This window comes from Shinella sp. OV683 (assembly GCF_057787725.1).
Genome location: NZ_CM173543.1, coordinates 1207040 through 1227879, shown reverse-complemented (window position 1 = coordinate 1227879; position 20840 = coordinate 1207040). Strand labels below are relative to the sequence as shown.

The following is a 20840-nucleotide window of genomic DNA, read 5'->3' as shown; positions in this document are numbered from 1 at the left end:
ACCATGATGCATGCGATTGCGGGCTAGCTGGCAGCCGACCGGAACGGTTTTCGGCCGCAAGCCAGGTCCGACAGCATTGCGTCGAGCTGCGCCACCTCGGTGTCAGATGCTTCGTGCGCCCGGTCTGGAAAGATGTCGCAACGCAAATCGGCGCGCGCCCTGCCGAGAGCTTCCGCCGCGCCGGCGAAGGCGTCGACCGGTATCCACGGATCCCTGTCGGAGCCCGTAAGATAAACCGGCATGCGATCCAGGTCTGCGAAGGGCCGGTCACAGTTAGCCGTGCCGACCCGGCAGCCGGTCAGGTTCACCATCGCCCCGTCCCAAGGGCCATATTTCATCGCATATTCCAGCGTCAGGCAGGCACCCTGGCTGAAACCACCGACGAGGATTGGCACCGATCGCCCGGCATTCCTCACGAATTCGGCGACGACCTCACGGACATGAACGAGCGAGGCGTCGAGCTGGCGAGACGTCTGCTCGTTCAGCGGGTCGACGGCGCGGGCGTCATACCAGCTACGGCCGGCGGCGCGGGGCAGTACGAAGGAGATGCCGGCAGTCTTCAGCCTGTCAACCACCTGCTCGCGCATGTCCTCGGGCGCCTGGGTGCGCCCGTGGATGAACACGCAAAGGACCTTCGCTTCCTCGGGCCGCACGCCGAGGCGCAGTGGAGCATCATGGATACCCATGGCCTGGCTCAGAAGTTTGCGGGCTCGAGCCCGGCAATCAGTTCCGCCTTGCGGTCCTCGAACCATGGCGGGAAGACGAGCGTCGAGCCGATCTTGCCGGGTGGTTCATCGAGCGCCCAGCCGCCTTCGACAGACCAGGCGATTTCAAACAGAGCGCCACCCGGCGAGCGGACATAGCACGACTTGAAGTAATTGCGGTCCTTCTGGTCCGAAACGTCGGTGAAGCCGAGCCCTTCGAGATGTGCCTTGAGCTTCAGCTGGTTTTCCTCGTTGCCGGTGTTGAGCGCGAGATGGTGGATCGTGCCGCCGGCGAGCGTCCATGTACCCTGGCGATCGTTCGGTTCGTGAAGGATCTCGACCATACTGCTCGGACCGGACGCATTCGGCACAGAAAACATCAGGCCCTCGTCGCTGTCGGCTTCCTTCTTCATCGACATACCGACCGTCAGGAAGTCGTCCATCGAGGTGCGGTCGAAAACGGCGATCGCCGCCCCGTAAATGCCCTTGATGCCATGTTGCGGATCGACCCCGTGCGCCTCGTTGGCGATCGAGGGACGCATATCGGCCGGGCTCTCCACCAGTTCGTGCGGAATGCCGCATGGGTGCTTGAAACCAACTCGGGTCAGGCCGAAGCGGCTGAACTTCGCGGCCTCGATGCCCTTGGCATTCAGCCGGTTGACCCAGTATTCGGCCGAGCCGATGGGAATGGACTGCTGAATGATTTTCGACTGGTTGGTGCCGCGGCGCCCGAAGATCGCCGGCTTACGGAAGGGGAATGTGGTGATGATGGTCGAGGCATCGCCATCCCGTGAGCCGTAGTAGAGGTGATAGACCGGAACGGAGCCGTCGAACAGCACGGTCCGCTTCACGGAAAACAGACCGAGAATCTTGGTGTAGAAATCGTAGTCTTCCTGCACGCCATCGGTGCTGAGTGTCAAATGATGATATCCGCTGACCAAAGCCATCGCCTTGCCCTCCTCCTCAAGAACCTATCCAAATCTCCGGCACGTCTCCCACGTGTTCGCCACGATCGCTGCACGCTTGGTGCCGGCTGCCGCGTCGCTTCCAGAGATTAGGAGACTGTACACGTCACACACGCCCCCTTGTTGAGATTTCTCATAACCACTATAGCAATTTGCTATGAAGATCGATGAGCGTCATCTCGTCCAACTGGCCGCCGTCGTTGAAACCGGTGGTGTAACAGAAGGGGCGGCACTGCTCGGCATGACCCAGTCGGCCGTGTCGCGCACCCTCTCGGCCCTCGAAAAGCGGATCGGCGAACAGCTCTTCATCGCGGGGCGCAGGCCGATGCAACCGACACCGCTCGGCGAACAGCTCGCTCAGCAGGGCAAGTCAATCCTGGCATCGTCGAGAAAGGCGGACGAGATCATCCGCAGCTTCAAATCCGGCTCGTCAGGACGTGTCCGGCTCGGTGGAGTGCCCTTCTTCATGGATGCCGTGATCTCGCCAATGATCGCCTCCTTCCAGCGGAGCGAACCGGGGATCATGATCGACCAGTCCTATGGGAATTATCCCGACCTGATGGCCGGGCTGGAATCCGGTCAGATAGATCTTGCCGTGACCCCGACCGGCGCATCGGATCTGAGGGCCGATTACGCCTTCGAACCCATTCTCTCGGCCCGCAACGTGCTGGCCTGCAGCGTCGGCCATCCCCTCGTGCACAAGCGCACTATCGCCATAGAGGACATCGTCAACTATCCCTGGGTGGCGCCTCTGCCGGGCTCGCCGCTGGTCCTCGACCTGCACAACATCCTGCTCACGCTCGGCATACCTGAGGTCTCCATCCGCTATGCGGGAGGGTCGCTTCTCAGCGTCATCAACTACCTGATCGGCACTGACGCGCTCGCGATCCTGCCGCTCTCCGTCACCTTCTCCTTCCGTCGCGAGAGCAAGATTACCGTCATTCCCCTCGACATTCCGCAACCCGAGCGGGCGCTCGGCATCATGACCAAGCGCAAACCCTATGCAAATCCGGCAAGCCGCAAGTTCATCGGTCACCTCCGGCGCGAATTTTCCGACCTGCGCCGCATGATCGAAAAACACGACAGCTCGATTGCATGGGCGCATGGGCCTTTCCTTGCCGAACGCGACCGCAGGCCGATGGCCTGACCTTAGGATTTTGTTTGAACTCGCCCGATGACGGCGGGCGGCGTTGTGTTTGTGCGGCATGCTGCTTCAATCAAGCTGGTTTCGATCGCAGCCGCATAGACCGCAAACGTTGAAATTTGATCCGCGCACCAATTCTCATCTAAACCATGACACGAAGATAGTGGAAATAGCGCTGCGGCGGCACGTTGGCCGGGGTGGGCAACGCAATCAGGGCCGAATGGTCGAGCGGCAGGCCGCTGACCGCGATGCCGCCCGGCACCAGCAGGCCCGCAACGGCGTCCGGAAGCCAGGTCAATGTCACAGCATCCAGATCGTCATGGCCCGTGCCGATATCGGCGTGAACCAGTGCCGCCCCGATGCCCAGAAAATTAACGATCGTATCCCTGATTTCCCCCACAACCAGGTTGTCCATATCCGGTGTCGAGCTTTCGAAGGATCGTTCGACGCGATCGAAGGCGATGATCCGGCGATCGGGGAAAAGCTCCCGCAAATGATCGTAGGTCCGGCCATTTCCAAGCCCGAGTTCCATGATCGGGCCCGGGATCGCTCGCACCTCGTCACGAATACTGTTGAATATATCGCGCTGGGCCGAAAGGCGCCGGATGAAACTATCGAGACGACTCATGGTGGATTGTTCTTCTGCTAAAGAGGTTGGTGGACCTCCGCTTACACAACAGCCGGGGCGAAGTCGACAGCCGCGACAGTGGCGCCCTTTGCAAAAGGATTCTAAAAGCACCCAAATCGACACGCGATCCGCCGCAGATTGAAGGTGAATATTGAAGCGCTACTTCCGTAAACTCCGCGACAGGCTCGCCACGCGATTTTTCGACACAAGATATGGCCGCGAGCTGCTGATCCACGGCATCGGCCCTAGGGCGCTGTCGATGACGGTCGATTGCGGCGACCATATCATGACATTCTCGCCTTCCGACTACATCGGAAGGAAGATCTTCCGAAAAGGTCATTTCGAACGCGACCACGTCGCTCGGTTGCTGGCCATCATGCAAGCCCGAGGCCTGCCGCTGAACGGGAAGGTCCTGCTGGAACTGGGCGGTAATATTGGCACGCAGACGGTCTATTTCGCGCTCAGCAAAGCATTTGAGCGGATCGTCTGCGTTGAGCCGGACCCGCGTAACTTCCAGCTTTTGCAGACCAACATTGCGCAGAATAAAATCGGAGACTGCGTCATGCCGATCAACTGTGCAGCCGGTGACATGCAAGGTGAAATCGAGTTTTTCCAGCATCTGAACAATCACGGCAAAAGCAGCATGACCCGCTCGCATCCGACCGACGCCAGGATCGTCGTGCCGGTCAAGCCGGTTTCGCTCATCCTCGAGGACGCCGGCGTGTCTGTCGCCGATGTCGGCCTCGTATGGATGGATATCGAAGGCTATGAACCGGTTGCCAGCCGTTCGATGCAAAGCCTGTTCTCACGAAGAGTGCCTGTCTACACCGAGTTTACCTCGCAGTTTTATGGCCCAGAACAAGCTTCCGCTTTCGTCAAATCCTTGTCGGGCTTTTATGAGGATTGCCTGGTGTTTTTCGAGGATGACCAAGCTGAGATGAAGGTCAAGGATATCCCGACCGATAGGGAGCAATTCGATATTCTGCTGCTGCCTTGATACGAACACATCAGCAGCATTTTTCGCAGCGAGTTACGCAACTGTGATCGCATCGGATGCTTGATCATGCTAATTTGGTCTCATGGCCAACATCAGCAATGATATATTCTTCAGCAGCGTTCCGGTCTTCGTCGAATTCGCGGGTGTCACAGACATCGACAATTACCGCCCGCTCCCTCCTGATTGGGGGTTGGTAACGGGTGATATCGTCAACTCTACCGGCGCCATCAACACGGGGAACTACAAGTCCGTGAACATGGCCGGCGCGAGTATCATCTCAGCCGTTCTCAATGCGGTGGGCCAGCAGGACCTGCCATTCGTTTTTGGCGGCGACGGGGCTCTGGTGGCTGTTCCGGCATCGGGCCTCGACAGGGCTCGCGATGCAATCGCTGCCGTCCGAACCTGGGTCAAGGAAGAACTGAATCTGGTCATGCGCGCCGCGATCGTGCCGGTCAAGGACATCCGGGCAGCAGGCCATGACGTGCGTGTCGCCCGCTTCAAGGTCAGCGACGAGGCATCCTACGCGATGTTCGCCGGCGGCGGAGCAAGCTGGGCGGAAACCAAGATGAAGGAAGGCCTTTTTGCCGTCGAAGCAGCGCCTGCCTCGACCCGGCCGGATCTGACTGGACTGTCCTGCCGATGGAACCCAATACCGTCGCGGCATGGGCAGATCGTATCGGTCATCGCTGTGCCGGATGAGGGTGGCGACAGTTCTGCGTTCCGGACTTTGATTGCGGACATTGTCGTGTTGGCCGGCGGACAGGAGCGTGGCGGCCATCCTGTTCCCGCCGATGGGCCAGAGGCCGGGCTCTCCAGTTCCGGTCTGGATTGGGAGGCAAGGGCTGCGGCACCAACAGGTCAAAGACTGAAGCGGAAGCTGATCATTGTTGCGCAATTTTTTCTGGTGAAATTTCTCGACCGTTTCAACCTTACGCTCGGCAGCTTTGATGCCAGGCGCTACAAGCGCGACGTCGCGCAGAACACCGATTTTCGCAAATTCGACGACGGGCTGAAGATGACTATCGACGTGGATGCCGAAAGTCTCCGAAAAATCGAGGCGCGCCTCGAAGAAGCGGCCGTCGCGCGCATCTGCCGCTACGGTCTGCATCGGCAGGATGCCGCGTTGATGACTTGCCTCGTCCTGACACCGCTTAGCCGCGACCACATGCATTTCGTCGATGGCGCGGCAGGCGGCTATGCCCTGGCGGCAACGCGCATGAAGAGTAAGGCTGCATCGCAGACCAAAGCGGCGGCCGTCATGCCTTGACGATCACGCCTTGACTATATTGTCTCCGATGATCCCCCGGCGACCAAACGCGTTTCGGGTGTCGACGATCAGAGGCGACCATCTGGCAAGCGCCGTGTAATCGACCGAGTCGTGATCTGTCGCGATCAGGACCGCGTCGTAGCCCTTGGCGATTTCTTCCTTCAATTCAACTGATGAGCGGCCTTGCAGATCGAGATGCTCGCGCGTTGATGGAATCGATGCCACATAGGGATCGTGATAGCCGGTCGCGCCGCCGCGCGCCTCTATCAACTCTATCAGCTTCAATGACGGACTTTCGCGAATATCCGGCACGTTCTTTTTGTAGGCAAGCCCAATGATGAGAACGCGTGATCGGCTGAGCGCCTTGCCGAGACGCATGTCGAGCGCTTCAGCAAGCCGATCGACTATGTGGCGCGGCATCGCCGAATTGATCTCGCCGGCAAGCTCTATGAAGCGGGTCGGAAGCTCATATTCGCGGGACTTCCATGTCAGGTAAAATGGGTCGATCGGAATGCAATGGCCGCCCAATCCCGGTCCGGGGTAAAAGGGCATATAACCGAAGGGCTTGGTCTTGGCTGCATCGACGACCTCCCAGATATCGATGCCCATCGCCTCGTAGACGACCTTCAACTCATTGACGAGCGCGATATTGACCGCCCGAAAGATGTTCTCGGTGAGCTTTACCGCTTCAGCCGTGGCGTTGGAAGAGACCGGCACCACCGTCTTGACTACGGCTCCATAGAAAGCGGCCATGAGGCTTGAGGCCTCCGGGCCGTCGCCTGCAACGATCTTGGGAATGCTGGACGTTTCGAAATCGCGGTTGCCTGGATCTTCCCGTTCCGGTGAAAAACCGAGGAAGAAATTCTTGCCGGACAGCAGCCCCGTCATTTCAAGAATTGGCCGGACGATGTCATCGGTGGTGCCGGGATAGGTAGTGGATTCCAGGACGATCAACTGGCCATTCTTCAACGTCTTTGCGATCGCGTCGCAAGTCTTGACGATGAAAGACAGGTCGGGGTCGCGATGTTTGGTCAGTGGAGTCGGCACGCAGATGATGACGACATCGCAATCGGAAAGCGCGGAAAAATCCGTCGTCGCTCGAAATCTGCTTTTACTGACGTGATGCGAGAGAATCGTGTCCGATACGGCTTCGATGTAGGACTTGCCTTCTTCGATCATGCTGATCTTGCCGGGATCAATGTCGAATCCGGTAACGGCAAAGCCACCGCTGGCAATGGTCATCGCCAGCGGCAGACCCACATAGCCGAGACCAATGACGCCGGCCTGGGCGGACCGCTCGGAAATTTTGGCAAGCAGGGTTTCATGAAGCGTGGCTGGGGCGATCAAAATCTTGGCTCTCCGGCAATTGTCGTGGCGTTCAGTTGCGGATTTGCCGTCTCGATGTCAAGCATCGCCGCTCCGTAGCGCCTTCGTCCCGGCGGAAATTTGTTGCCGTGAATCTGGCTTTGCCGCCAACGGACACTATATTGGCTGGTACGTGATTTGATAAGCGCAGCGATAGCGGTGCCCCAAGGCCTCTATGGATGAAGCGGCTGATGCTGGAAAGAACAATAACACAATGAACTTCCCTCGAATTAATGTGTCGGAAACGTTACTCGATCGCGTTTCAAATTGGCTGCAACAATCCGCGCTCAACGGTGCAACTCTGGAAGAGCTCGTACAGGGCTTTTGCGAGCGACTGGCCGCATCTGGTGTGCCACTCATGCGCGTGCACCTGAGTTTTTCCATGTTGCATCCCCTTTACGATGCCCTGGGCTTCACCTGGGTGCGCGGCAAAGGGATGGAGATCGAGGGATTTCGCGCCACCGCCAGCGAAAAAGACACGGCCAGGTTCCTGAACAGCCCCTATTTCCATCTTTTGAGCAACAATCTGCAGCATCTGCGCCGGCAGATCGACCCGCTCTCGCCGTCGGAATTTTCGATCTTCGACGACCTCAAGGAAATGGGCGCCACCGACTATCTCGCTTTTGTGCAAGCCTTCGGCGACGGAACCAACCAGGGCATGCTGGGTTCCTGGACGACGGATGTCCCCGGAGGTTTCGGAGACAACGTCATCGAAGCGCTCCTGCAAATTCAGAACAGCCTTGCCGTCGCCGCAAAGATGGCGGTGCTAGGCAAGCTCGCCGACAACATGGTCACCACCTATCTCGGGGGCAATGCCGGCAAGCGCGTGCTTTCCGGCCAGGTTCGCCGGGGTGACGGAGAGACCATCCGCGCCGCACTGGTAATGGGAGACATGCGGCAATCGACCATCCTGGCGGAAAAAGCAGGCCGACAAGTCTATATCGACACACTCAACGAGTTTTTCGATGCAATCGCCGCACCGTTCAACAAGAATGGCGGCGAAATCCTGAGCTTTATGGGTGACGGGTTTCTGGCCGTCTATCCCTGCGGAAGACATCGGGAGCCGTCCCAGGTCGCAACACGCGCCGCAATGGCTGCTGTCCGACATGCGACCGCGCGCATGGCCGACATGAATGACGGTCGCAAGAAGAGCGGGCTGGGCGAGATTCGCTACGGTATTGGCCTGCATGTCGGCAATGTGATGTTCGGCAATGTCGGACTTAAGGACCGCCTGACGTTCTCCGCGTTCGGCGGCGCGGTCAATGAGGTGTCGCGACTGCAGGGCCTGACGAAGTCCTACGCCGCCCACCCGATTGTCGCAAGCCAGGCTTTCGCCACATATTGCGGCGGCGATTGGGTGACCCTAGGCGAGAAGAAATTGCGCGGTGTGGAGGACAAGATTACCGTTCTGGCGCCTAGCGAGGAAAGCATGAAGATGAGCAGCATTGAAGCGACGGACAAGAGCAAGCCGGACGTGCGATCCGAGGCGGAACAGGTCATGCTGCTTTTTCGCAACTCTCGTGACCAAAAGCCTCAGAAACTTGGGGAAAATTTCTTGCAATGATAAAGACATTCGCTGCGGCGCTACTTATACCTGCGTTGTTTGTTAGCGACCCAGCGATTGCCGATTCATTGAATAGAACACTCATAGACAGTTTCGACGGAGAGGATTTCTCCCCATCAGGCGGATTGTACTACCGCGACAACGACGAACAGCGTGCGGGAACCGTCGAATTCCAGAGCGCGGTAACGCGCTCAGGAGCGCGTGCACTGAAGCTGAGCGTGCGAGCCAATTGCACGGAGACGACGACGAACTGCAGCGAGCGGGCCGAAATCTGGGAAAAGACGGAGCTGCGCGTCCCCTATGACGAGGCCATCTGGTATGGCTTCGCAGTCAAGTTCGCAGATCCCATCCCGCAGGATAACCATCGGTACATGATAGCCCAGTGGAAGCGGGAAATCGGCCCCGACGCAAAGGGGGATTTCAGCCCTTTCCTGGCACTGCGCCTCAACAAGGGCAAGCTTTTCGTCACTGTCGAAACCAACTATCATCCGCCGACCTCTACCGGGTCGAAAGGCATCCCCGCGACGTGCGGCGAGAACCAGACACCGGTGTGGTTGCGGCCGGAAACCAACCAGATGCGAGCGCTCGTTGCGACGGACAGCAACTGGATTCCAGAAGACGGAGAACTGTTCACCGCGTGCACCGACAAGATTATCGTCACGAACCGGGGCAATGCTCTCCCCTCACCGCATTCCGGATGGATCGATTTTGCGATCATGACGAAACCCGGTCCGGAGGGAACAGGCCATATCGAGATTTTTGCCAACGGCCGCTGGATATCAACGATCAAGGGTCATATCGGTCACAACGACCCGGGATTGGGGCAGAACCAGTATTTCAAGTTCGGTCCCTACCGCGCAGCCGGGACGAACGAGTGGTCGCTTTTCTACGACGATTTCCGCCGTTCAGCTGATTGCAAAGAGGTGCTTCGTGACAGCGCCGCATGCGCGCTGGTCAAGTAATTCCCATCATATCCACAAGCATTGCCGCTAGAGTGTCTTCCCGTACTGGTGGCTCTCCGCCGCGTTGTGGCACCTTTGGGCGAGTTTATGCCTATCTAATCATGGACACGTCGACAGTCGTGGGATAGCGTTTATCCAGGGGGGCCCTCACAAGGGACGAACAACAAGGGAAGCCTGCAGGCATGATCTCCGGCACGGATCTGTTGAGGATCGAAAATCTGTCCATTTCGTTCGCCCTGCTTGGCGGAAAAATCGATGCTGTCAAAAAGGCCGATCTGCGCGTCCTGCCGGGCAAAGTAACGGCACTCGTCGGCGAATCCGGTTCGGGAAAATCGGTGATCAGCCAGGCCGTCATGGGCATTCTGCCGCCTATCGCGTCCGCCAGTGGAAAGATCCTGTTTAGCGACCAGCTATGCACAACACCCATAGATATTCTCGGTCTACCCAGGGACGGACGGGAAATCCGCACCTTGCGCGGCAACCGCATGGGCAAGATCTTCCAGGAGCCGATGACGTCGCTGTCGCCGCTGCATACGATCGGCAACCAGATTTCCGAGGTCCTCAAGATCCATACCGGGGACACAAAGGCGGAACGGCGCGAACAGACGGAAGAAATGCTCGGTCTCGTGGGTTTTCCCAAACCGGCCCGCGCCTACGACAAGTATCCGTTCGAACTGTCGGGAGGAATGCGGCAGCGCGCCATGATTGCCATGGCGTTGATATGCCGTCCGTCCCTGCTGATCGCCGACGAACCCACGACCGCGCTCGACGTGACGATCCAGGCACAGATCCTGCAGTTGCTCGGCGAACTCCAGTCCAAGCTCAACATGGCGATGCTGCTGATCACCCACGATCTGGGCGTGGTGGCCAACGTCGCTGATGAGGTCGTGGTCATCTATCACGGCGAAATCATGGAGGCCGGGCCGGTCGAGACGATCTTCCGGGCGCCGGCCCACCCCTATCTCAAGGGCCTGATGGCCGCGGTTCCGCATTTCGACATGAAATCGGGTGAACGGCTGAAAGCCTTGCGCGACGTGCCGGTCAATGTCGGCAAGTTGATGGGAAAAAAGAAGCCGGACGCCCCAAACCGCAGCGAGGTGCTGCTTTCGGTTCGCGACATCGCCAAATCCTTTGCCGCGCGCAAGTCCAACTGGTTCAAGAAAGACGATACGCCTCCGACCAAGGCCGTCGATGGCGTGAGTTTCGATGTCAAGCGTGGGGAATGCTTCGGCCTGGTGGGGGAAAGCGGCTCCGGCAAGACTACGCTCAGCAAGATATTGATGCGCGCCGTCACGCCGGATACCGGTTCGGTCATCTTCAACGGCAACGAAGGACCCGTCGACGTGCTTGCGGCGAGCGGCAGCGGATTGCAGGCACTTCGCACGAAAATACAGATGGTCTTCCAGGATCCTGTCTCGTCGTTGTCGCCCCGCATGACGATCCAGAATATTCTCAGCGAACCGCTGGAGATCCATGGGCGAGGCACCGCAGCGTCCCGGCTGGAGAAAATTACGGAACTAATGGAGGCCGTCGGGCTTGATCGACGCTTCCTCAACCGCTATCCGCATGGCCTTTCCGGCGGCCAACGACAGCGCATCGGTATCGCCCGGGCCTTGGCGCTGGGGCCTGACCTGATCCTCTGCGACGAGCCGGTGTCGGCGCTCGACGTTTCCGTCCAGGCGCAGATCCTCAATCTTCTCAAGGACCTGCAGAAGGAACTGGGGCTGACTTACATTTTCATTTCGCACAATCTGGCGGTCGTCGATTACATGGCCGATCGGATCGCGGTGATGTGTGGCGGGCGCATCGTCGAGATTGCGCCGCGCCATGCGCTGATGCAGTCGCCGGTCCATCCCTATACGAAATCCCTACTGGCGGCGGTGCCCTTTCCTGATCTCGACCGTCCGCTGGATTTCGCCGGATTGAAGGCCAGCGGCGCGTCCGACAAGCGGAGCTGGGGCAGCCAGTTTCAGGACGACGGCCGGGAGGACACGCTGTCGCCGGCCGATCTCGGCGACGGCCATCTGGTGCTTGCCCGACGAACGGTGGATGTGCGGGAGTTGAGGCCTTGATCAAGAGGCGCACCGCACTGGGCATGCTTGCCTCCTGTCTGATGCCCGCAATTTCTCGGGCACAGGAATCGCGGGAGCCGAACTACCTTTGGCCGCTACTGCGCGCGGCCGCGCTGCCTGACATCGTCGACCGCCTGCCGAAGTCGCCGCGCATCATCAACATGGCCGCCACCGGGCGACAGCCCGGCGTCTATGGCGGCGTCATCCGCACGATCATCGGCAGCCAGAAAGACATCCGGTTGATGACGATCTACGGCTATGCGCGCCTGGTCGGCTACGACGAGACGCTCAATCTGCATGCGGATATTCTTGAAAGCTTCGAGACGGTCGAGGACAGGATTTTCACCTTCCGGATTCGTCCGGGCCACCGCTGGTCGGATGGCGGCTATCTGACCTCGGAAGATTTCCGCTATTGCTGGGAAGACGTCATGCTCAATGGCGAGCTCAAACGCGGCGGTGTCCCGAGGGATCTGCTGGTGAACGGCAAGCCGCCACGTTTCGAAGTTATCGACGAACTGACTGTCCGGTACTCCTGGGACGCGCCCAACCCCGACTTCCTGCCTCAACTGGCCGCGCCTCAAGCGCTCGTGATCGTGCTGCCGTCTACTTATATGAAGCAGTTTCACAAGAAGTATCAGGATAGCTTCCGCCTTTCATCTCTGATGAAGCAGTATCGGGCGAAGAAATGGACCGATCTGCACCTTAAGATGTCGCGAAGCTATCGCCCGGAGAACCCTGATCTGCCAACGTTGGATCCGTGGCGCAACACCACCGCTCCGCCAGCGGAACAGTTCGTTTTCGAGCGTAATCCGTACTTTCATCGCGTCGACGAGAACGGCCTGCAATTACCCTATGTCGATCAGGTCATCCTGAACGTCAGCTCGTCGGAGATCATTGCCGCCAAGACGGGCGCCGGCGAAAGCGACCTGCAGGCGAATGGAATTGACTTTGCCGACTATGCCTTCCTCAAGGATTCCGAGAAGCGATATCCGGTCAAGGTCAGCCTCTGGAAGCGCACGCAGGGGGCCCGGGTAACTCTGTTGCCGAACCTGAACTGTGGCGACACGGTCTGGCACGCTTTGTTCTGGGATGTTCGTGTCAGACGCGCGCTTTCGCTGGCGATCGACCGGACGGAGATCAACAAGGCTGTGTTCTACGGGCTTGCAACAGAAAGCGCTGACGCCATCCTGCCCGAGAGCCCGCTTTATAAACCGGAATACACGACAGCATGGAGTGCGCATGACCCGGCACAGGCGAATGCCCTGTTGGATGCAGCCGGCTTGCAGATGCGCAATGAGGATGGATTAAGGCTTCTCCCGGATGGACGCCCGGCGCAGATCGTTGTCGAAACCGCGGGTGAGAGCACTCTGGAAACCGATGTCCTGGAGCTGATCACGGATCATTGGCGGGCTGTCGGCATTTCGCTGTTCATCCGCACCTCCCAGCGTGACGTTTTCCGCAGTCGAGCAATGGGTGGCGACATTATGATGTCGATGTGGTCGGGGCTGGAGAATGGCATCCCGACGGCGGACATGAATCCGAGCCAACTCGCACCGACCGTCGACGACCAATTGCAATGGCCGGTGTGGGGCATGTATTACATGTCAAACGGCATGAAAGGCCATCCTCCTGAGATTCCTGAAGTGCAGGAGCTGATAGAGCTTCTGCAGCAGTGGCGAAGGTCCAAGGGTATGACCCAAAGGGCCAGTATCTGGACGAAGATGCTGGACATCTATTCTCAGCAGGTCTTTTCGATCGGCATCGTCAACGGCACACATCAGCCAATTCTCAGATCTGCCAAATTGCATAACGTGCCGGACGAGGGGCTCTACGGTTTCGACCCGACCTCGTATTTCGGTGTCTACATGCCCGCCGCATTCTGGTATGGCGAGGAAAGCTGATCATGCTGAGATATATCCTTTGGCGCATCGCAGCAATGATCCCCACGCTGGTAATCATATCAGCCTTGGTCTTCACGATCATCGAGCTGCCGCCAGGCGATTATTTCGAAAGCTATGTTTCGGACCTTCGCGCCCAGGGTGAAGCTGTCGATATGCAAGAGGTCGAGGAATTGCGCACTCAATACGGGTTCGACCAACCGCCCGTGGTGCGCTATTTCTACTGGGTCGCCGGCATGCTGCGAGGCGACTTCGGCTACTCATTCGAATATCAGCTTCCGGTGAGCGAAGTCGTCGGAGACCGGCTTTGGCTGACGGTGATGGTTTCGTTCTTCACGATTATTTTCACCTGGCTCATCGCCTTCCCGATTGGCATCTATTCGGCGACGCATCAATATAGCTGGGCGGATTACGGATTGACCCTGGTGGGCCTGCTCGGTATTGCCATACCGAACTTCATGTTCGCGCTTATCCTGATGTATTTTGCAAATATCTGGTTCGGAACCTCCATCGGACATCTTATGGACCAGAAATATCTGGCCGAGCCGATGAGTTGGGCCAAGGCATCCTCTATTCTTGCACATCTTTGGATACCGGTGCTGATCGTCGGAACTGCCGGCACTGCGAGCATGATCCGTCGACTGCGTGCCAATCTTCTAGACGAACTGCAGAAACAGTACGTAGTGACGGCACGGGCCAAGGGTCTTCATCCCTTCCGTACGCTGATCAAATATCCGCTGCGCATGTCACTCAACTTCTTCATTTCCGATATCGGCTCGATCCTTCCCGCCATCATTTCGGGTGCCGAAATCACAGCGATCGTCCTCTCCCTTGAGACAACCGGGCCCATGCTCATCAAGGCGCTTCGAAGCCAGGACATGTATCTTGCCGGCTCATTCCTGATGTTCCTGGCTTTCCTGACTGTCATCGGCGTGCTGATCTCGGATATCGCGCTCGCCTTTCTAGATCCACGTATCAGGCTTCAGGGTGGGAGTACCAAGTGAGTTCATCCCTGCCGAAACCGGGCGATCCGCTGCCGCACTACGTTTCCACCACGCCCTTCGACCCACATTCGGTCGAGGTCATGACGGAGGAACAGAACGTCGTCTACCGTGCGTCGCAACTGCAGTTGATGTGGTGGAAATTCAAGTCCCACAGGCTGGCAGTCGCATCCGGGATTTTCCTCGGCGTTCTCTATGCGATGATAATCATCGTTGAGTTTCTGGCCCCTTACAATCTTCACACGCGGAACGTCGACTTCATCCATTTTCCACCCCAAAGGGTGCATCTTTTCGACAATGGCGAATTCATCGGACCCTTCGTCTATGGGCGCAAGATGACACTGGACATGAATACGCTGCGGCGGGTCTACGTCGATCAGTTGGATCAGGTCGAGCCGTTGCGGTTTTTCTGCTCCGGCGATCCCTACAAATTCTGGGGTATGATCGAGATGGACCTCCATCTTGTATGCCCGGCAAAGGGCGGGCAACTGTTCCTGCTCGGCAGCGATAGGCTCGGTCGCGATGTGTTGTCGCGGGTCCTCTATGGCGCACGCATATCGTTGACGATCGGCTTGATCGGCATCGTCATCAGCTTCACTCTCGGAATCGTGATCGGCGGCTTGGCGGGATACCATGGCGGCGTTTTCGATCTCTTGGTACAGCGCGTCATAGAAGTTCTGCAGTCAATTCCCAGCATACCGCTATGGATGGCATTGGCGGCCATCATGCCCGCCACATGGAGTCCGATGCTGATTTATCTGGGAATTACCGCCATACTCGGATTGCTCGACTGGACGGGCCTGGCGCGCGCCGTGCGCTCCAAGCTGCTGTCATTGCGGGAGGAAGACTACGTTCTGGCCGCGCAATTGATGGGCGCCAAAAGCGGCCGCGTCATCGGTCGCCATCTCATCCCCGGTTTCATGTCGCACTTGATCGCGACGGCAACGTTGTCTATTCCTGGTATGATTCTTGGTGAAACAGCCCTCAGCTTTCTCGGACTGGGGCTGCGTCCGCCTATAACCAGTTGGGGCATTCTTCTGACGGAGGCCCGGAGCGTCAGCGTCATTGCCTTCTATCCGTGGCTGCTGTTTCCGATCGTTCCGGTCATTCTCGTAATCTTGGCCTTTAATTTTCTCGGCGACGGTCTTCGCGATGCCGCCGATCCCTATCGTTGAGATGGAAATTTAATATGCAGGAACATTGCTCACACGGCGCGACGGAGCGACCGGGCAACGCGAGGCTTGCATCATGACGCGCCGTTTAGAAGATGCCCGCATCCTGATGTATAGTCATGACACATTTGGCCTTGGTCATTTGCGGCGATGCAGGACGATCGCGCATTCGCTGGTCGAGGATTATCGCGGCTTGCACGTTCTCATTATTTCCGGCGCCACGATTGCCGGCGCTTTCGACTATCGGGCGCGCGTCGATTTCGTCAAGATTCCGAGTGTGATCAAGCTGCGCAACGGCGAATATCAATCCATGGAGCGGCATACCGACCTGCACGATACGCTGAAGATGCGGCAGTCGATCATTCGCCACACCGCCGAAACTTTCCAGCCCGACATATTCATCGTCGACAAGGAGCCGATGGGCATGCAGGGAGAGGTGGAGGAGACCCTCACCTATCTCAAGACCCGTGGAACGACGCTGGTTCTTGGCCTGCGGGAAGTGATGGATGCACCGCACCTGCTCGATGCGGAGTGGAAGCGCAAGAACGTGATGGGCAAGATCCCCCAGTTCTATGATGCTATCTGGGTCTATGGGCCGCCGGATTTCTACGATCCTCTCGTCGGTCTGGACGTTCCCGATAGCGTGCGCGACAAGATGAATTTTGTGGGCTTCCTGCAGCGCAGTGTCTCCAACCAGGAAGTACCCGACCATCGCCCAAAGGGCGATTATATCCTCGTGACCACTGGAGGCGGCGGCGACGGCGCGGATCTCGTCAATGATGTCATGCGGGCTTATCAGAGTGATCCGACCTTGCAACACAAGGCGCTGGTCGTGCTTGGACCCTATATGCCGGCCAAGAAGCGTCGCAAGATGCTGCGCAAAGGCGCCACCATCCCGTATATCGAGGTTATCGAATTCGATAACCGGATGGAGGAGCTGGTCGCCGGCGCCAAGGCCGTGGTCGCGATGGGCGGCTACAACACCTATTGCGAGATTCTGTCTTTCGACAAGCCGGCGCTGATCGTCCCGCGCGTCCAGCCTCGCGAGGAGCAGTTGATCCGCGCCCGGCGCGCGGCCGAACTCGGGCTGATCGACATGCTGCTGCCCGAAGAGGCGGAAGATCCCGTTCGCATGGTAGCTGCGCTGAAAGCGCTGCTCAGCAAGCAAGCTCCGTCGAAGAGCGCACCCGAAGGCTTCAGGCTCGAAGGCCTACCCCACATTTCGCAAATTGTCGGCGCGCTGATGGACCGGCGACAGCAGCTGGATCACCTTTCACTCGTCAAGGGATGATTAAATTGGTTGATCGTCGCAAAATCGTTGTGGTGCTGAAGGGATATCCACGCCTCTCCGAAACCTTTATTGCGCAGGAATTGCTGGGGCTGGAACAATCGGGATTCGAACTCGTTCTCGTTGCCCTGCGCCGACCCACGGACAAGAAAACGCATCCGGTGCACGACGAGATTCGGGCGCCTATTCGCTACTTACCGGAATATCTGCATGAAGAGCCCGGCCGCGTTTTCTCGGCATTGTTTGCCTGCCTGCCGAAGCCCGGTTTCTGGCGTTGTGTCGCAGCTGTTTGTGCTGACTTTCTGAAGGACCCTAGCCGCAATCGGATCAGACGCTTCGGACAGGCGGCGGTTCTGGCAGCGGAATGGCCCGATGGAGCGACGTGGATTCACGCGCATTTCATTCATACGCCCGCATCCGTCGCCGCCTATGCCAGCCAGATCACCGGCATAGCCTGGACCTGCTCGGCGCATGCGAAAGACATCTGGACATCGCCGGACTGGGAGCTGCAAGGCAAGCTCGTGAGCACGCGCTGGACGGTAACGTGCACACATACCGGCTTCGACCACCTGCGCCGCCTGGGGGGTCCGAAATCCCGCGTGCACCTGAGTTACCACGGTGTTGATCTTGCCCGGTTCGGGCCTTTCGCTGGCGCCCGGTCGCTGCGGAATGGAAGCGATCACGCGGATCCCGTCAGGATACTCAGTGTCGGCCGCGCCGTCGAGAAAAAGGGCTATGACATTCTCCTCAAGGCACTCAGCCTGCTTCCGGCGGACCTCCACTGGCGGTTCGAGCATATTGGCGATGGCGAGAAAATCGCCGGATTAAAAGCACTTGCCAGCGAACTCGGGATTGCAGAGAAGATTTCCTGGAAAGGTGCTCTCGACCAGAAGGATGTGCTCGCCGGCTATCATGTCGCGGATATTTTCGCGCTCGCCTGCCGGATCACGACCGATGGCGACAGGGATGGCTTGCCAAACGTGCTGGTGGAAGCGTCGAGCCAGGGGCTCGTGTCCATCTCGACCAATATATCCGGCGTGCCCGAACTCCTGACTGACAGGCAGAACGGACTGATCGTCCCGCCGGACGATCCCGAAGCCTTGGCAGCGGCACTGGAGACGGCTATCCGTGACGCGGATTATCGTCACCGTCTGGGGCGCGCCGCCGAAGAGCGCGTGCGTACGGAGTTTGACTTCCACACCAGCATCCGCCAGCTGAAATCGCTTTTCGAGGCGGAATGGCCGATCACCAAATGACGGCGCAAACCACAAAATCGCGTGTGTTGTTCTATGTGCAGCATCTTCTCGGCATCGGCCATCTGGCTCGTGCCAGCCGGATCGCGCAAGCGCTGGTCGAGAACGGTTTCGATGTGACAATGGTCACCGGCGGCATGCCGGTGACCGGCTTTCCCGGACCCGAAGTCCGGCATGTGGCGCTGCCGGCCATTGCCGCCGGGGATGCGGCATTCTCAGGCCTCGCTGACGCGTCTGGCAGCCCGATCGATGACGCGTTCAAGGACCGTCGCCGCGACTTGCTGCTCAAAACCTTCCGGGAGGTCAAGCCCGATATCGTCGTCATCGAGGCCTTCCCTTTCGGCCGTCGGCAGGTCCGTTTCGAATTGATCCCGCTTCTTGAAGAAATCAGCGGAATGAGATCGAAGCCGTTCGTGGTGACATCGCTGCGCGATATCCTGCAGGAACGCACCAAGCCTGGCCGGGACGAAGAGAGCGTGGCGCTGGTGCAACGCCATTTCGACCGCGTGCTCGTTCACGGCGATCCCGAGTTTGCGCGGTTGGAGGACAGTTTTCGCCTCCATGGTGCGATTGCCGACAAGGTCGCCTATACCGGCCTCGTTGCCGCGCCCCCGCCCCCGCCCGCTTCGGAGGCATTTGATATCGTCGTGTCGGCCGGCGGCGGCGCCGTCGGTGCCATGCTCATACGCGCAGCACTGGATTCGGCAAAGGTCCTGTCAAGGTCCCACTCGTGGTGCATCGTTACCGGACCGAATCTCCCCCAGGAGGATTTCGACAGCATTGCGGCTGATGCGCCGGACAATGTCAGCGTCTTTCGGTTCAGGCAGGATTTTGCCAGCCTGCTTTCGGAGGCCCGCCTTTCCATTTCACAGGCCGGATACAACACCGTCTGCGATATCCTGCGCGCAGGCTGTCGCTCTTTGCTGATTCCATTCACGGCGGGGGGCGAAACGGAACAGACGGTGAGAGCCGAACGTCTCGAAAAACTCGGCCTGGCAACTGTTCTCACGGAAGCAGACCTTTCGGCGCAAAGCATGACCGCTGCCATTGAAAAGGCGCTCGCGCGGAACACGCTGCCCGACCACGTTCTTGATCTCAACGGTGCGCATCGCACAGCGGAGATCCTTCGGGACCTTTCGCGAATGCGCTAAAGTATGTTGCGCAAAAGTGTGCAGCGGTTTTGCGCCTAGAACATGCGTCAAAACAAGAGCTAAAGCGCGACAAGCGAATCCGAAGGATCGCGACGCGCTTTAGACCGTACCGATCAGCATGAACCGGGTGTATTTCTTCATTGGCAGGGCGCCCGCAAATTCAATTTTGCTCAATGATGCCTGTGTTTTGAACTCATCGAGCGAGGACACGCAATTGACGTGGGTCGGTTCGCTGAAATAGTCGTTCGACTGCAAGAGCACGCGCGTTCCGGCTGGTAGCAGCGAGAGCCAAGCAGGCAGGTCGGCGATATGTTCGCAACTGGTATTGATCACCAGGTCGGCGTCGAGTTCGGCGAAGGCAAGCGTATACATATCGGCGGTCAACGCCCGAAACCGACCTTTCCAGGCGCCGTTCAAAGTCTCGGCGACGGCGCCCACTTCGGGGTCGATGTCAAAGCTGTCGATCGCCTCGATTTCAAAGCGCGCATCGTCAAAAAACATCGCGGCGAGCACGCCATACCATCCGCCGAGGACAACGATGCGCCTGAATTTTCCGCCGACGGTTTCAAACAGCGACTGGCGTGCCCATATCTTGCAGGCAACCTGTTTGTGATTGAAAGCATTGCCGAGATCGGCCTCCGGGTGGTGCGATATCACCCGCGCCAAACCCTTGAGCATCGGGCTGGACGTGTATTCGGCAACGCCACGCATGATGTCAAATGCGCTTTCATGCCAATCAGTTGTGGTCGCCGTGCAGGTGTGGATGGTGTTCGTCATTGCCGTGTTGTAGGCTGGACTTTTACGGAGCGCAAGCAATGCAAGTCAAATCGACGGCCTCGACATCCACACTCCTTCCGGGGCAGGATCTGCCTCATCTGGCCGGTGTCGGCGCCTCGCTTCGTCAGGTTTTCGCCGCCCATTTCCTGCGTGAATGCCCTCATGTGCTGGAGATCGGCGGACATATCAGACCCGTCACGGACTACCTGACCCACGCCCCCCTCTCGGTTACTTCCGTCGATCCGAAAACTGAAGCTTACGAAGCGGAGACGCTGCATGGAAAACCATGTCACGTGCGCCACATTCCGCGCAAATTTCAGGAAGTTGACTACGACTATGCGCCCGGAACCTACGGTCTGGTACTGCTCGGCTATTCGCTGAAGCCCTTCGGAAGCCGCGATCCGCTTGGTGAACTTCTGTTCTCGTTGATTGACAACGCCAAGGTCGTTGTGATCGAATATCCGCCGGCGCTTGAGCGGGCAACCTCGCAGGTTCCGCACATTATCGAGCGACCCTCGGTCAAAGTTCGGACGACGTTCGATATCCACCTGCACGATCCGGAAATCGCCGACACACTGTATGCGGACAGACGCTTCTACGTTATCGAACCTGTCGTTACCTCATAAGAGCAC

The 20840-nt window shown here is 58.5% G+C and carries 18 protein-coding genes; 13 read left to right on the top strand and 5 right to left on the bottom strand.

Annotated elements, in window-relative coordinates:
- Window positions 1-23: 23 nt before the first annotated feature.
- Window positions 24-686 (bottom strand): alpha/beta hydrolase, encoded by a 663-nt coding sequence (locus ACXHRN_RS05960; RefSeq protein WP_488640418.1) that lies wholly within the window; start codon window positions 684-686, stop codon window positions 24-26.
- Window positions 687-694: 8 nt separating this feature from the next.
- Window positions 695-1651, bottom strand: a complete 957-nt coding sequence (locus ACXHRN_RS05955; RefSeq protein WP_488640417.1) for a VOC family protein — start codon at window positions 1649-1651, stop codon at window positions 695-697.
- Between the two features lie 175 nt (window positions 1652-1826).
- On the opposite strand from ACXHRN_RS05955, the gene ACXHRN_RS05950 reads away from it, so the two are divergent.
- A complete protein-coding gene (locus ACXHRN_RS05950) occupies window positions 1827-2816 on the top strand; it encodes a LysR family transcriptional regulator (RefSeq protein WP_488640416.1) in 990 nt (329 codons plus the stop codon).
- 139 nt (window positions 2817-2955) lie between these two features.
- On the opposite strand, the gene ACXHRN_RS05945 is transcribed toward ACXHRN_RS05950, so the two are convergent.
- A complete protein-coding gene (locus ACXHRN_RS05945; protein WP_488640415.1) occupies window positions 2956-3441 on the bottom strand; it encodes a class I SAM-dependent methyltransferase in 486 nt (161 codons plus the stop codon).
- A 286-nt stretch (window positions 3442-3727) separates the two neighbouring features.
- On the opposite strand from ACXHRN_RS05945, the gene ACXHRN_RS05940 reads away from it, so the two are divergent.
- Together ACXHRN_RS05940 and ACXHRN_RS05935 are read left to right on the top strand one after the other, a co-directional pair.
- A complete protein-coding gene (locus ACXHRN_RS05940; RefSeq protein WP_488640414.1) occupies window positions 3728-4438 on the top strand; it encodes an FkbM family methyltransferase in 711 nt (236 codons plus the stop codon).
- Window positions 4439-4520: 82 nt separating this feature from the next.
- The gene (locus tag ACXHRN_RS05935) at window positions 4521-5705 is read left to right on the top strand and encodes a DUF3095 domain-containing protein (protein WP_488640413.1); all 1185 of its coding nucleotides are present in this window, start codon (window positions 4521-4523) and stop codon (window positions 5703-5705) included.
- Window positions 5706-5708: 3 nt separating this feature from the next.
- Here ACXHRN_RS05935 and ACXHRN_RS05930 read toward each other — a convergent pair whose 3' ends face one another.
- Window positions 5709-7052, bottom strand: a complete 1344-nt coding sequence (locus tag ACXHRN_RS05930) for a nucleotide sugar dehydrogenase (protein ID WP_488640412.1) — start codon at window positions 7050-7052, stop codon at window positions 5709-5711.
- A gap of 193 nt (window positions 7053-7245) precedes the next feature.
- On the opposite strand from ACXHRN_RS05930, the gene ACXHRN_RS05925 reads away from it, so the two are divergent.
- The 9 genes from ACXHRN_RS05925 (at window position 7246) to ACXHRN_RS05885 (ending at window position 19431) form a co-directional block, all read left to right on the top strand.
- The gene (locus ACXHRN_RS05925; protein WP_488640411.1) at window positions 7246-8634 is read left to right on the top strand and encodes an adenylate/guanylate cyclase domain-containing protein; all 1389 of its coding nucleotides are present in this window, start codon (window positions 7246-7248) and stop codon (window positions 8632-8634) included.
- Window positions 8631-9596 (top strand): polysaccharide lyase family 20 protein, encoded by a 966-nt coding sequence (locus ACXHRN_RS05920; protein ID WP_488640410.1) that lies wholly within the window; start codon window positions 8631-8633, stop codon window positions 9594-9596. Before ACXHRN_RS05925 ends, ACXHRN_RS05920 begins: the two co-directional genes overlap by 4 nt.
- 182 nt (window positions 9597-9778) lie before the next feature.
- Complete coding sequence (locus ACXHRN_RS05915; protein WP_488640409.1) at window positions 9779-11668, top strand: ABC transporter ATP-binding protein; 1890 nt, start codon at window positions 9779-9781, stop codon at window positions 11666-11668.
- Window positions 11665-13569, top strand: a complete 1905-nt coding sequence (locus tag ACXHRN_RS05910) for an ABC transporter substrate-binding protein (RefSeq protein WP_488640408.1) — start codon at window positions 11665-11667, stop codon at window positions 13567-13569. Before ACXHRN_RS05915 ends, ACXHRN_RS05910 begins: the two co-directional genes overlap by 4 nt.
- Window positions 13570-13571: 2 nt before the next feature.
- Window positions 13572-14570, top strand: coding sequence for an ABC transporter permease (locus ACXHRN_RS05905; RefSeq protein WP_488640407.1), 999 nt, complete (start codon window positions 13572-13574; stop codon window positions 14568-14570).
- Window positions 14567-15742 carry an ABC transporter permease gene (locus ACXHRN_RS05900; protein ID WP_488640406.1) on the top strand — a complete coding sequence of 392 codons (1176 nt, stop codon included), beginning with the start codon at window positions 14567-14569 and terminating at the stop codon, window positions 15740-15742. Before ACXHRN_RS05905 ends, ACXHRN_RS05900 begins: the two co-directional genes overlap by 4 nt.
- Window positions 15743-15815: 73 nt before the next feature.
- Entirely contained in the window at window positions 15816-17030 is a 1215-nt protein-coding gene (locus tag ACXHRN_RS05895) for a glycosyltransferase family protein (protein WP_488640405.1), read from the top strand.
- Between the two features lie 5 nt (window positions 17031-17035).
- Window positions 17036-18283 carry a glycosyltransferase family 4 protein gene (locus ACXHRN_RS05890; protein ID WP_488640404.1) on the top strand — a complete coding sequence of 416 codons (1248 nt, stop codon included), beginning with the start codon at window positions 17036-17038 and terminating at the stop codon, window positions 18281-18283.
- Window positions 18280-19431, top strand: coding sequence for a glycosyltransferase family protein (locus ACXHRN_RS05885; protein WP_488641839.1), 1152 nt, complete (start codon window positions 18280-18282; stop codon window positions 19429-19431). The genes ACXHRN_RS05890 and ACXHRN_RS05885 overlap by 4 nt, the downstream gene beginning before the upstream one ends.
- A 99-nt stretch (window positions 19432-19530) precedes the next feature.
- Here the strand turns inward: ACXHRN_RS05885 and ACXHRN_RS05880 are convergent, their stop codons facing one another.
- Complete coding sequence (locus ACXHRN_RS05880; protein ID WP_488640403.1) at window positions 19531-20208, bottom strand: class I SAM-dependent methyltransferase; 678 nt, start codon at window positions 20206-20208, stop codon at window positions 19531-19533.
- A gap of 38 nt (window positions 20209-20246) precedes the next feature.
- Here ACXHRN_RS05880 and ACXHRN_RS05875 point away from each other — a divergent pair, with 38 nt between their 5' ends.
- The gene (locus ACXHRN_RS05875; protein WP_488640402.1) at window positions 20247-20834 is read left to right on the top strand and encodes a hypothetical protein; all 588 of its coding nucleotides are present in this window, start codon (window positions 20247-20249) and stop codon (window positions 20832-20834) included.
- Window positions 20835-20840: the final 6 nt, after the last annotated feature.

Bases quoted from the DNA above. Each gene is read 5' to 3' on its own strand.
- ACXHRN_RS05960 (WP_488640418.1), bottom strand. From the start codon at position 686: ATGGGTATCCATGATGCTCCACTGCGCCTCGGCGTGCGGCCCGAGGAA.
- ACXHRN_RS05955 (WP_488640417.1), bottom strand. From the start codon at position 1,651: ATGGCTTTGGTCAGCGGATATCATCATTTGACACTCAGCACCGATGGC.
- ACXHRN_RS05950 (WP_488640416.1), top strand. From the start codon at position 1,827: ATGAAGATCGATGAGCGTCATCTCGTCCAACTGGCCGCCGTCGTTGAA.
- ACXHRN_RS05945 (WP_488640415.1), bottom strand. From the start codon at position 3,441: ATGAGTCGTCTCGATAGTTTCATCCGGCGCCTTTCGGCCCAGCGCGAT.
- ACXHRN_RS05940 (WP_488640414.1), top strand. From the start codon at position 3,728: ATGACATTCTCGCCTTCCGACTACATCGGAAGGAAGATCTTCCGAAAA.
- ACXHRN_RS05935 (WP_488640413.1), top strand. From the start codon at position 4,521: ATGGCCAACATCAGCAATGATATATTCTTCAGCAGCGTTCCGGTCTTC.
- ACXHRN_RS05925 (WP_488640411.1), top strand. From the start codon at position 7,246: ATGGATGAAGCGGCTGATGCTGGAAAGAACAATAACACAATGAACTTC.
- ACXHRN_RS05920 (WP_488640410.1), top strand. From the start codon at position 8,631: ATGATAAAGACATTCGCTGCGGCGCTACTTATACCTGCGTTGTTTGTT.
- ACXHRN_RS05915 (WP_488640409.1), top strand. From the start codon at position 9,779: ATGATCTCCGGCACGGATCTGTTGAGGATCGAAAATCTGTCCATTTCG.
- ACXHRN_RS05905 (WP_488640407.1), top strand. From the start codon at position 13,572: ATGCTGAGATATATCCTTTGGCGCATCGCAGCAATGATCCCCACGCTG.
- ACXHRN_RS05895 (WP_488640405.1), top strand. From the start codon at position 15,816: ATGACGCGCCGTTTAGAAGATGCCCGCATCCTGATGTATAGTCATGAC.
- ACXHRN_RS05885 (WP_488641839.1), top strand. From the start codon at position 18,280: ATGACGGCGCAAACCACAAAATCGCGTGTGTTGTTCTATGTGCAGCAT.
- ACXHRN_RS05880 (WP_488640403.1), bottom strand. From the start codon at position 20,208: ATGACGAACACCATCCACACCTGCACGGCGACCACAACTGATTGGCAT.
- ACXHRN_RS05875 (WP_488640402.1), top strand. From the start codon at position 20,247: ATGCAAGTCAAATCGACGGCCTCGACATCCACACTCCTTCCGGGGCAG.